At 64.3% G+C, this 12,048-nt stretch carries 9 protein-coding genes; 3 read left to right on the top strand and 6 right to left on the bottom strand.

The features are described 5' to 3' along the window. Window positions 1–267: 267 nt before the first annotated feature. The 5 genes from LMTR13_RS21565 to LMTR13_RS21545 form a co-directional block, all read right to left on the bottom strand. Window positions 268–756, bottom strand: a complete 489-nt coding sequence (locus LMTR13_RS21565) for a hypothetical protein (protein ID WP_335622028.1) — start codon at window positions 754–756, stop codon at window positions 268–270. 536 nt (window positions 757–1,292) lie between these two features. After that, a complete protein-coding gene (locus LMTR13_RS21555) occupies window positions 1,293–2,045 on the bottom strand; it encodes a DUF1236 domain-containing protein (RefSeq protein WP_236843044.1) in 753 nt (250 codons plus the stop codon). Window positions 2,046–2,074: 29 nt separating this feature from the next. Continuing rightward, the gene (locus LMTR13_RS40915) at window positions 2,075–2,230 is read right to left on the bottom strand and encodes a hypothetical protein (protein ID WP_156795712.1); all 156 of its coding nucleotides are present in this window, start codon (window positions 2,228–2,230) and stop codon (window positions 2,075–2,077) included. A gap of 23 nt (window positions 2,231–2,253) precedes the next feature. After that, window positions 2,254–3,021, bottom strand: coding sequence for a DsbA family protein (locus tag LMTR13_RS21550; protein WP_065729580.1), 768 nt, complete (start codon window positions 3,019–3,021; stop codon window positions 2,254–2,256). Window positions 3,022–3,154: 133 nt separating this feature from the next. Next, window positions 3,155–4,558, bottom strand: coding sequence for a M48 family metalloprotease (locus LMTR13_RS21545; protein WP_065729579.1), 1,404 nt, complete (start codon window positions 4,556–4,558; stop codon window positions 3,155–3,157). A gap of 229 nt (window positions 4,559–4,787) precedes the next feature. On the opposite strand from LMTR13_RS21545, the gene LMTR13_RS21540 reads away from it, so the two are divergent. Next, a complete protein-coding gene (locus tag LMTR13_RS21540; RefSeq protein WP_065729578.1) occupies window positions 4,788–5,975 on the top strand; it encodes a pyridoxal phosphate-dependent aminotransferase in 1,188 nt (395 codons plus the stop codon). Window positions 5,976–6,030: 55 nt separating this feature from the next. Further along, window positions 6,031–6,648, top strand: a complete 618-nt coding sequence (locus tag LMTR13_RS21535; RefSeq protein WP_418219709.1) for a biotin transporter BioY — start codon at window positions 6,031–6,033, stop codon at window positions 6,646–6,648. Between the two features lie 119 nt (window positions 6,649–6,767). Here LMTR13_RS21535 and LMTR13_RS21530 read toward each other — a convergent pair whose 3' ends face one another. Beyond that, window positions 6,768–9,905, bottom strand: coding sequence for an Rne/Rng family ribonuclease (locus tag LMTR13_RS21530; RefSeq protein ID WP_065732867.1), 3,138 nt, complete (start codon window positions 9,903–9,905; stop codon window positions 6,768–6,770). A gap of 724 nt (window positions 9,906–10,629) precedes the next feature. On the opposite strand from LMTR13_RS21530, the gene LMTR13_RS21525 reads away from it, so the two are divergent. Next, window positions 10,630–11,964 carry an N-acetylmuramoyl-L-alanine amidase gene (locus tag LMTR13_RS21525; RefSeq protein WP_065729577.1) on the top strand — a complete coding sequence of 445 codons (1,335 nt, stop codon included), beginning with the start codon at window positions 10,630–10,632 and terminating at the stop codon, window positions 11,962–11,964. The last annotated feature ends 84 nt before the right edge of the window (window positions 11,965–12,048 follow it).

The raw sequence follows: 12,048 nt of genomic DNA, 5'->3' as shown, positions 1-12,048 counted from the left end.
AAACTGTGCGGAACCTACGGAAATCGCTTGTTAACCAAGGTCATGGATGTGCAGCCCCAGACGGCCGGTCCGCCCGATCACCAGCGGTTCTGGAGCCGCAGGCTTTCTGCGAAGTCGTCCCAGAAATTTTGCTACCCAAAGTATTGCCAGTTTGCAGTGCAGGCCGACCCAGATTGCCGCAGATATCGCGCCAGCGGCGCAGAATACATAGTCCTGCGGCCAGAGTCGGGCTTCGTCGCGGGGCATTCCTGATTGCTGGTTTGCGGTCTATTTCGGTTGCTGGCTTTCGGCCGGCTTATTGTCCGATGGCGCAGGCTTTTTCCCGGGCGCCGACTTCGCAGCCACTGCCGGCTTGGCTCCGTTCGGAGCAGCGGGCAGTTTTTTCGCGACCGGTGGTTCGGGCGCGGCGGGCGTCGACGATCCAACGCCGACCGAGATGCCAAACAACCGCCACTGGCCGTTCACCGGCGCGAACAACAGATCGAAATTTACCTGTGTCGGCACCGAGGGAAAGAAGCCGGCCATATGCATCATGCCGTTGGCCTCGATCTGCGGCAGCAAATTGAGCTGCGGATCGATCACCGCAACGCCCGAGAGATCGAGATTGTCGTTGCGCAGTTTGGCGAAAATCTCGCCGAGGCGCGCCGCCGTGTTGCTCTGGAATCCAGGCGCGCCGATATCACGCAGCACCGTGTAGTTGCCAGTCTTGTTGGCTTGGTCCAGCGCCAGCAGCGTCGACCGGATCAGGATCACCACCCCGTTGCGATCGATCTGCGCGGGTCTGGCGCGGCCGATTCGGCACGGCCCGCGGAGATCACCGCCAACAGGCTAACTGCGGACATCAGAATTCGCCAGCTTCGCCACTTGCCGCTCATCGCCCTGCCGTCACCACGCGACGCTTAATCCGGCGCGTCCGCCGACGCGCCTTGCGCAAAGCCGGCGGCTACCCCGCCGTTGAGACGACATATTCGTTCAACCGCATCTGCGCGCCCAGGCTCATGGCGTTTTGCCCGCGGAAGGTGCCCCAGATGCGAAGTCGTCTGCCTGCTGGCGGGCGGGCTGGGCGTGACGTCAATCGCCGCCCGCCTTGAATTTCGAGCCAGCACTGTGCGGCAGAATCTGAAAAGCGCTTTTGGCAAGACCGGCATGCATAATCAGGCCACGTTGGTAGCGCTGGTCCGCAACTTCGGACGTTAGGGTTTGACGCCAGCGTGCGTGCCGCAGAACCGGCTGCGCCGAGCCAGAAAAAGGGCGGGCATTTCTGCCCGCCCTCATCCTTCGAAAGGCCGCTGTTAGGCTTCCAGAATTGCCACGATCTCGAAGGTATTCGGATCGACGATCACGATCTGCTCCTTGACGAGGATGAACTTATACCTGCGCCATTCCGGATAGATCGTCACCACCCGCTCCGGCAACGCGTGGAAGTGCACGTCGCGCGGTACGCGGGTGCCAACCGAAATCGAGAAGTTCACGTTCGTCACCGGCTGAACGCGCTGCTCCTTGATCACGCTGGTGATCTGGGTGCGCTGCTCGGTCGAGAGCTTGGCGCCCGCACCGGCCTGACCTGTTGTGGTCGTTTGGCCCGCGGCTCCGCCCTGAGTCTGGGTCTGCGTGCGGTCGCGGTCCTGCTGGCCTTGGGCCTTCTGGTCACGCTGCATTTGGTCGCGGCCCTGCGTCGTGGTCTGGTCACGGTCACGCTGGGTCGTGCCCTGATCACGCTGCATTGTGCCTTGGCCGGTTGTCTGGCCCTTGTCGCTCTTCATGCCGCCGCGGTCTTCTTTGCCCTCGGCCTTCATGTCCTTGCCGCCCTTGCGGTCTTCGCTGCGCTGGGCCTTTTCACCGCCCATCGACTTCTGCTCGGACTGCCCCATGCCGGTGGTGCCACCGGGTTCACGCTGCATCGTGCCGGCACCGCCCCGCTCAGAAGAAGGCGCGCCCTGCTGCGCCGCAGAACCGGCCGACCCGGCGTCGCCGCGTCCCGTGCCGGTGCCTTGCGCATTTGCAAAGCCGGTTCCGGCGATCAGGGCCGCCGCGGCGACCGTCATCAGAAAACGATTACTCATCGAATGTCTCCTCACGTATCTGCATTGCCCGCGCCGACAACGAAAGGAATTGCCTGATGTTCCTGATAGTTGGCGGTTCCGTTGTCTTTGTTTTGTGAACGGGAAATGAACCGCTGCGCCGCATAGTGCTGCAAAGAAAAAGGCCGGCTGTCGAGCCGGCCATTCACTACTCCGTGCGCGAAGCGTCGCCTCAGCAGGTCGCCTTGCCGCAGCGAGCGTTGCTGATCTTTTCGCGCAGGGCCTCGACGCCGACTGCGCCGATCACGACCTGCTTGCCGATCACATAACTCGGCGTGCCGTTCATGCCCATGGCCTCGGCGAGCTTGAAATTTTCCTCGAGCGTGCTGCGCACTTCTGCGCTGTTCATATCCTTCTCCAGCTTCGCCATGTCGAGGCCGACTTCCTTGGCAACAGCCATCGCGCGTGCCTTGTCGGCGGCGCCGCGGCCAGTGAGCAGCTTCTGATGGAAGTCGAGATATTTCTTGCCGGTCGGATCCTGCATGCGCACGGCGACGCCGACCTGAGCGGCTTCGACCGAGCCCGCGCTCAGCACCGGAAATTCCTTGAGCACGACCTTGAGCTTCGGGTCGCTCTTCATCAGCTCCATCATGTCCAGCATCGCGCGCTTGCAATAGCCGCAATTGTAATCGAAGAACTCGACGAAGGTGACGTCGCCGTCCTTGTTGCCGACCGTGACGTTGCGCGGCGAGTTGAAGATCGCGTCCGCATGCTTGGCGACGCCGGCCTCGTGCTTGGCGGCTTCGGCTGCGGCCTGACGCTTGCTGAGTTCGGTCATCGCCTCTTCGAGCACCTCGGGATGCGCGATCAGGTAATTGCGGACGATGGCCTCGATGTCGCCGCGCTGGGTGTCGGTAAAGCTCTGCGCAGAGGCGGGAAGCGGCGCGCCGCAGAGCGCCAAAGCGAACAGTGCGGGGACGAAAAGACGGAACGAGGGCATCGGTAAATCCTTATGCGGCGGGTTCCCGGGCAATTCTGCTGAGGGCCGGCTCCTGGAGAATGTCTTGGTTCGGGTTGGCCAAGTTCCAAGTCCTTGGCGGCCAAGTCCGATTATAGCCGAACGCGGTTGAATTCTAGTTGCCCTTCTGGCCGGGCGGCGGCTTGGTGTTCACGATGTCGTCAGCCTTGACCCATCCCGGCGTCCCAATGGCAAAACGCGTCTTTGCCCGTGAGGCGAGATCGCGCGCGGTCTTGCTGTCGCCGCGCAGGTAGGCGGCCTGGGCCGATGCCAGATCGGCCTGCGCGTAGTCGCCTTTTCGGCCATAGGCCATAGCAAGCTGCATATAGCCGATCGGCGCCTCGCCCTCGCGCGCGACCGCCGCGCGCAGGATCGCGATGGCCTCGTCGGTGTGGGCGTTGTTGCCGGTTGCCACGAGGGCCTGCCCAAGCAGTATCTCGATGAGTGGCGCGTGATTGGAGAGCGCTACGGCCTTGCGAAGCGGTGCGATCGCCTCCTGCGGCTTGCCGCCCTCCAGCAGCGCCTGGCCGCGCACCTCGTGGAAATAGGGATTGTTGGGTTGCTGCTGAATCAGGGCGTCGATCTGCGCCAGCGCGCTGCGCAGATCGCCGTGCCGATAGGTCGCGATTGCGTGCGCGTAGCGTGCAGGCAGGCTGTTGTTGGACATCGGATAGCGCCGGTACACGGTATCCTGCCGCTCCATGAACGCCGAGATTTTGGCGCGCACCATGTCGTGGCGCAACTGCAGGGCAGGGTCGTCCTTTTTGTCCCAATAAGGGCTCGACCGTGCCAGTTCTTCCAGCGCTGCGACGCGCTGGGCCGGCATCGGATGCGACTGAACGTAGGGGTCGGAGCCGCGCGCGGCGAACAGGCTTTCGTCGGTGAAGCGTCTGAAGGTCTCGTACATGCCCTTGGCGGACTGGCCTGTGGCGGTCAGAAACTTCACGCCGGCCTTGTCGGCGTTTTCTTCCTGCTGGCGCACGTAGGAGAGCAGGTTGCGGCGGATCACTTCTCCCGGCGCGGAAAACATCGCCGCGCCGGCGTTGGCCAACCCGCTGTTGCTGCCGCCTTGCGCGCCCGCGACCATCGCGCCGGCGCCAAGCAGCATGGCGATGATCATCTGCGTCTGGGCCCGCGCCATCTGTTCGCGCATCTTGGCGAGATGGCCGCCGGCAAGATGGCCGGTTTCGTGCGCCATCACGCCGATGATCTGATTCGGCGTCTCCGACTGCATGATCGCGCCGTAGTTCACGAAGATGCGGCGTCCGTCGGCAACGAAGGCGTTGAAGACGCCCTGGTTGATGATGACCATCTGGATGTTGTGTTTTTCCAGCCCGGCGGCGCGCAGGATCGGGCGAGTATATTCGCGCAGCAATTGCTCCGTCTCGGTGTCGCGGAGCACCGGTGGGCCCCGGTTCTCCTGCGCCAGCGCGGCCATCGGCGCGACGGCAAGGGCGAGCGCAGTGGTCAACGTCGTCAGCTTCAGTGATTTCTTGCGTGGGGCGATGCGGAGCAGCATGAGCGGTCTTTTGGCGATCCTCGGTGCATCCGGAGTTTGCCGGACGCCGGTTCGGTTTCCGATTAGATCAGAAACGGGTCCCAATTTGTTGTTTCAACGCGTTTTTCACCCGAGCCGGTATCGCTTCGCTTGAAAACGCTATAACAAGCCACCGAATACGGCCAGTCTGGGGCGCTAACCGGTTCGGGAACCCGAATTCGGACGGCGCCCGTGCACATAGCAGATATCGATGCTGGAATCGACACTTAGAGACCGCGCGAAAGCGCTGCTAACCCCCTCGGCTAGGAGCGACGTTCCGCCCTTCATGGTGATGGACGTGATGGCGGCCGCAGCTCGCATCGAAGCGGCCGGCGGCCATGTCATTCACATGGAAGTGGGACAACCGGCGGCGCCCGCGCCCAGAACGGCGATCGCGGCCGCGCATGCGGCGCTCGATGAGGCGCGGATCGACTACACCTCCGCGCTCGGCATGCCCACGCTGCGTGCGCGGATTGCCAGGCACTACCGCGATACGTACGGCTGCGCGGTCGAGCCCGACAGGATCGTGATCACGACCGGCTCGTCCGGTGGATTCATTCTGGCGTTCCTGTCGATGTTCGAGCCGGGCGACCGCGTGGCGGTCACGGTGCCGGGTTATCCACCCTACCGGCACATTCTGACCGCGCTCGGTTGCGAGCCGGTGCTGATCGAGACGTCGAGCGCGACACGCCATGCGCTGACGGGAGAGGCGTTGCTGGCGGCGCATCGCAAGGCGCCGCTGAAGGGCGTGCTGGTCGGCAGCCCCGCCAATCCGACGGGAACGATGATGTCGCGCGAAGCGCTCACCGACCTGATCAACGCGGCGGAAGGCGCGGGCATCCGCTTCATTTCCGACGAGATCTATCACGGCCTCGACTATGCGTTTCCAGCCGTGACCGCGGCTGAGCTCTCGCCGCAGGCGCTCGTGATCAATTCGTTCTCGAAATACTTCTGCATGACCGGCTGGCGGGTCGGCTGGATGGTGGTGCCGGAGTCTCTGGTGCGCCCGATCGAGCGGCTGCAGCAGAACCTGTCGATCTCGGTGCCGACGCTATCGCAGATCGCCGCCGAAGCGGCATTCGAAGGCCGCGAAGAGATGGAAGCGATCAAGCGCGGCTACCAGGAGAATCGCCGCATCCTGATCGAGGGATTGCCGAAGGCCGGTCTCACCAAGTTCCTGCCGGCCGATGGCGCGTTCTACCTCTACGTCGATGTTTCGGATTTCACCTCCGACAGTTTCGAGTTTGCCGGCCGCATGCTGGAGAAGGCGCATGTGGCAGCGACGCCCGGCGTCGACTTCGATCCGATCCATGGCCGCAGCTTCATTCGCTTCTCTTATGCGCGCTCGGTCGACGAGATGCGCGAAGCGGTGACGCGCATCGCGCGTTGGCTGCGATAATAGCTTCGGCCTGTCACACACCTCATCCGTACCTATAACCAGCCGGGAGCCATCCGTGTCCACCAGAACTATGCCTGAAACCGTCGCGCCATCGCATTTCCCGCTCGCCGCGCTGCTGTGGCCGCATCGCGCCGATGGATCGTCGGGCCTGTTGCGCGGCGTGATCCTGGTCGCGCTGGGAACGGCGCTGCTGACCTTGTCGGCGAAGGTCAATCTGCCGTTGCCCTACGTGCCGATGACGCTGCAGACGCTGGTCGTGCTGGTGATCGGCGCAGCCTATGGCTGGCGGCTCGGCAGCGTTACACTCATGGCCTACCTGGCCGAGGGGGCGATCGGATTTCCGGTATTTGCGGGCCCGGTCGGCGGCCTCGCGCCGTTCGTCGGTCCGACAGCCGGATATCTCGTCGGCTTCGTTGCGGCGGCCTTCGTGACGGGGTGGCTGAGCGAGCGCGGCTGGGATCGATCAGTGTTCCGGCTGTTCGTCGCGATGGCGCTCGGGCACATTCTTATTCTTGCCGCCGGATTTGGTTGGCTTGCGTTCGGCATGAAACTCGGCGTCGAAAAGGCGTGGCTGGTCGGAATTGCCCCGTTCATCGCGGCATCGCTGATCAAGAACGCACTCGGCGCTGCTCTCGTGCCGGCGATCCGGCGGATGTTCGGCCCGCGCGGATAAGCCATCGCATCTGTTAATACCAGCCGCCTCCGCTTCGCGCTGGTGATCGGTCTTGTAGACACTGCCAACAAAAACCGCCCGGTTTTCGCCGGGCGGTTTTTCTTTTTACATTCGATTCCTTACTCGCCGCTGCCGAAGCGCCGCGACCACCAGCCCGCCTTGCGTGGCGCGGCTTCGCTGGCCGGAGCCGGCGTAGGTTCGACTGGAGCGGGCGCGGGGGGCGCGATCGGCTCCGGCTCGTTCTGGCCGACGGAGGGCGCCGGTTCGGCCGGAGCGCTGGTCAAGAAGCTGACCTTCTCGCGCACGGTCGAACGCCGCCGCGCGGCGGCACGCTCCGCCTCTTGCCTGGTTTCCTCAGCGCTTGGCGCAGGCGCGCTCGCAGCGGGCTCCGGGTGGGCTTCGGCCGCAGGCTGCATCTCCGCCGGCAGCGAGACCGGTTCGGGCTGAATGTCAGTCTGCATCAGCGATGGCGCGGGCTCGGACGAACCGCCGTCGAAATCGGCAACCGCGTCGCTTGCCTCCGGAGCCGAGGTCGGCCCGAGTTCGTCTGCGATCGACCCGGCCAGACCATCTTCCGGTCCGGTACCACGCCGGCGGCGTCCGCCGCGACGGCCACGGCGGCGCGGACGCCGTTCGCCACTGGCAAGTTGATCGCCACGCACCATGCCGGCCTGTTCGTCGCCTTCATCCTCGTCGGCATCGCCGTCTTCGGCGATCGCGCTTTCGACGGTCTCGCCGGCAACGCGCATCGCGTCACCGTCCTCGCGCGGGGCGCCGCCTTCACGCGGTTCGCCACGGCCGCGCCGCCGCCGGCGCCGCTTGCGGCGGTGACCGTCTCCTTCGCCTTCGCCCACCGCTGCCTCGGCTGCATCGTCGGTCAGCCCCTCCGTCTCCTCGGTTTCGATCTCGGATTCGATGTCGAACGCCTCGTCGTCGTCATAGGCCTCCTCGACCTGAGGTGGGAAGGCGGTAGCCTGCGCCGCCAGCAATGCCTTGGCGGCTTCGAGCGTATGCACCTGCTCGCCGCGATCGATGACATATGACTGCTGGCCGCTCACGGTGGCGTCGGCGACGACGGCCAGCGAAACCTTGAAGGCATTTTCGAGATCGCGCAGGTGGCCGCGCTTGTGGTTGAGCACATAGAGCGCCACGTCGGTGCGGGTGCGCACCACCAGATTGTGGGTCGCGCCCTTCATCAGGATTTCCTCGATGCCGCGCAACAATTGCAGCGCGACCGAAGAGACCGAGCGGACGTGACCGCTGCCGCCGCATTGCGGGCAGGGCTCGGTCGAGCTCTCCAGCACACTGGCGCGGATGCGCTGGCGCGACATTTCCAGAAGACCGAAATGCGAGATGCGTCCGACCTGGATGCGCGCGCGATCCTGCCGCAGGCAGTCGGAGAGCTTGCGCTCGACCGCGCGGTTGTTGCGCTTCTCGTCCATGTCGATGAAGTCGATGACGATGAGGCCGGCGAGATCGCGCAGACGTAGTTGCCGGGCGACTTCCTCCGCTGCCTCCAGATTGGTCTTGAGCGCGGTGTCCTCGATGTGATGCTCGCGGGTCGAGCGGCCCGAGTTGACGTCGATCGAGACCAGCGCCTCGGTCTGGTTGATGACGATGTAGCCGCCGGAACGAAGCTGCACGGTCGGCGAGAACATCGCGTCCAACTGGCTCTCGACGCCCATGCGCGAGAATAGCGGCTGGCCGTCGCGATATTGCCTCACCGCCCGCACGTTCGAGGGCATCAGCATCTTCATGAAATCGCGGGCTTCCTGATAGCCGGCTTCGCCAGCGACCTGGATTTCGTCGATTTCCTTGTTGTAGAGGTCGCGCAGCGAGCGCTTGATCAGCGAGCCTTCCTCGTAGACGAGGGTGGGGGCCTGCGACTTCAGCGTCATGTCGCGCACGGTTTCCCACATGCGGATCAGGTACTCGAAGTCGCGCTTGATCTCGGGCTTGGTCCGCGAGGCGCCGGCGGTGCGCAGGATGATCCCCATGCCCTCGGGCACGTCGAGGTCCTGCACCACTTCCTTCAGCCGCGAGCGGTCCTGGGCAGAGGTGATCTTGCGGCTGATGCCGCCGCCGCGGGCGGTGTTGGGCATCAGGACGGCATAGCGGCCGGCCAGCGAGAGGTAGGTCGTCAGCGCCGCGCCCTTGTTGCCGCGCTCTTCCTTGACGACCTGAACCAGCATCACCTGGCGGCGCTTGATGACTTCCTGGATCTTGTACTGACGGCGCGGCCGGAACGGGCGCTCCGGAACTTCTTCCAGAACGTCGTCGCCACCGACGGATTCGACGACCTCCTCTTCGGCGTCCTCGCCATCGTCCTCATCGTCCTGGCCGTCGTCCGCTTCCAGAGCCGCGGCAGGTTCATCGGGAGGGGGGGTATAATCACCGACGTGCTCGACATGCGGCACGTCGTCGGCATGGGCGGCGTTTTCCTGCGCACGCTCTTCGTCATGACGATCGTCGTGGCCGTGCTCCTCCGGCGCTTCGGCGGCTTCTACCGAAACAGGGTCAGGTACCGAAGCAGGGGCAGACGCATCGGATTGCACCTCCGCGACCGGCGCTTCGCTCGCGGTATGCGCCTGTTCGCGTTCGTCGTGATCATGTGCGGGGCGGTCGCCATCACGCGCCTGCTCGTCACCACGCGCCTCGCGGTCGTGTGCTTCAAGAGCGACTTCGGCGCGATGTTCGGCGTCGTGCTGTTCGGCGTCGTGCGCCGATGTATCGCCGGCCTGCAAGGCCTCAGGCTCGTGCAGATGTTCCTCAAAATTCTGGTCTTGAAAATTGTCTTGAAGATTTTCTTGGCCTTCATAGGGCTGGGCGGCCTGCGAGCGATCCTCGCTGCCACCCTCGACCACGTCGCTCTGGACGCGGTCGCCATGGCCGCGGCGGCGCGCATTGCGATGGCGCGAACGGCGGCGGTGGCTGGAGCGGTTCTCGCTCTCTTCCTCGGCCTCGCGATGGGCGCGCTCGTCGGCCTCGATCAGCGCCTGACGGTCGGCGACCGGGATCTGATAGTAGTCCGGGTGGATTTCGCTGAACGCCAGGAAACCGTGGCGGTTGCCGCCATATTCGATGAACGCCGCCTGCAGCGACGGTTCTACGCGCGTGACCTTGGCGAGATAGATATTACCGCGGAGCTGCTTGCGTTGGGCGGTCTCGAAATCAAATTCTTCGACGCGGTTGCCGCGGACCACAACGACCCGGGTCTCTTCCGGGTGGGTGGCGTCGATTAACATCTTGTTGGGCATTTTGGAACTCTTGACGGGGGCGGGCGCGATGCATGGCGCGCGCAAATTGCGCGGCCCGGTGACGCGACGGTCCACCTGATTCGGGGGTGAGGGGAAGGCCAAAACGCACTTCTTGGCGCCGCGCCGAGCGGGGGCCCACCAGAGCGATGTGACGCGCGAAGCTTTCGCCTCGCGTCGGCGCGATCGTTCCGTGGATCTTGGTCGGCAACACAGTCTGGCGCATCAAGCGTCGGCCCGTCTGAACATGTTGGCGGAAAGGGATACCGCCGCATTTATCGCTGAAGGCCCGGTTCGGCGCCTAAACGCCCGCCGGCCATCGCATATCGGACCGTTAGGTCCGGATAATCAGTTTTGCCGTGTCTCAAACCGCCCCTGGAAGTAAGGACCTGGGACCGGACGCCGCTCGGGCTCGAAACCGCCGCTCCGTGTCAGCCGCGCGCGGCGCTGGCTGTGGAGGGATCGGGAAAGACGCAGGTCCCTCCGGGCTTCGGAGGTTCCGGCGCTGCACCGGGAGGCTGAACGCGACACAACCGGGAGTATTAGCCGTCAGCACCTCGTACATACGTGGATTGGGGGCTGCGTGCAAGGGAAGCGCAATGGAACCCGCCGCCGAGCGTCGCAGCGCGGCAACACTTGCTCCTTTTTCGCCGATCAAGCATTAAGGCCCAATTAACCCTGTGGTTCTAATGCGGTAAGGGAGGGCTCCTCCGGAGGCACCGAATCGTTGGCGAGCCGCGCAAATCACCTTGTTTTGCTGGGATGTGGGCTGTTGTGCACCGCAGCATTGCTGTGCACCCAGATGATTGGCTCCTGCGCGGCCCAAGGAGGAGCCTCTCAGCCGCCGGCTTCTGTCGCCGCCGTCCCCGGCCCGGCGGCCGTATCGAATTTCCCTGTTGCGTCTGATGCCCGGCTGGCTGGCGATGCCAGGCAGACCCGTTTCATCCTCGATCTGGACAAGCCGGTTCAGTTTCGCGCCTTCGCGCTGGCGGATCCCTATCGCATGGTGGTCGATCTTCCCCAGGTCACCTTCAACCTTCCCGCCGGGATCGGACTGGGGGGACGGGGGCTGGTCAAGGCGTTCCGCTACGGTCTCGTCATGCCGGGCGGATCACGGATCGTGTTCGACCTGACAGGGCCGGCCAAGATCGCCAAATCCTACATACTGGAAGCGGCCAACGGCCAACCGCCGCGGCTGGTGCTCGAATTCGAACAGGTGGACCGCACCGCCTTTGTCCAGTCGCTCGCGCCGGAAAGCCGCCCCGAACTGCGGCCCGCGATCGCCGAGGCCAACGCCGCTGCCGCCCAGCCGGATTCGTCGACAGCGGCCCAGCCCCCGCAAGCGCCCGACAAGCGGCCGGTGATCGTGATCGATCCTGGTCATGGCGGCGTCGACAACGGCACCCAGGCCGGCGGCGGCGATTTCATGGAAAAGAATCTGGTGCTGGCTTTTGGCCTGGCGCTGCGCGACAGAATCGAGAAGTCGGGCAAGTATCGCGTCGTCATGACCCGGACCGATGACAGCTTCATTCCGCTTGCCGACCGGGTGAAGATCGCGCGCAACGAGGCCGCGGCGCTGTTCGTTTCGATCCATGCGGACGCCTTGCCGCGTGGCGAGGGCGACGCCCAGGGTGCCACCATCTACACGCTTTCGGACAAGGCCTCCGATTCCGAGGCCCAACGGCTGGCAGATGCCGAAAACAAGTCGGACGCGATCGGCGGGGTCAATCTCATCGACGAGCCGACCGAAGTTGCCGACATCCTGATCGACCTCGTGCAGCGGGAGACCAAAACCTTTTCAAACCGGTTTGCGCGGATCCTGATGAGTGAAATGAAGAATACCGTGCGGATGCACAAGCACCCGTTGAAATCGGCGGGTTTCCGGGTCCTGAAGGCTCCTGATGTGCCGTCTGTCCTGGTCGAACTCGGTTATGTCTCGAACAAGGGCGACCTCGAGCATCTGGTGTCGGAAAACTGGCGGAACAGGACGGTCGGCTCGATGGCGCAGGCAATCGATGCGTTTCTGGCCAAACGGCTGGCAACTGCCGGACCGGCCAAGTGAAAAGCCCGGCGCGCATGGCGTAAAGGTGCATTGAAAAGGGGGCCGTCCGATGGACCAAGCCCTAGTTTGGCCACAGCCGCAACG

It is taken from the genome of Bradyrhizobium icense (genome assembly GCF_001693385.1).
Taxonomy (GTDB): domain Bacteria; phylum Pseudomonadota; class Alphaproteobacteria; order Rhizobiales; family Xanthobacteraceae; genus Bradyrhizobium; species Bradyrhizobium icense.
This window is presented reverse-complemented; position numbering and strand designations above follow the sequence as displayed.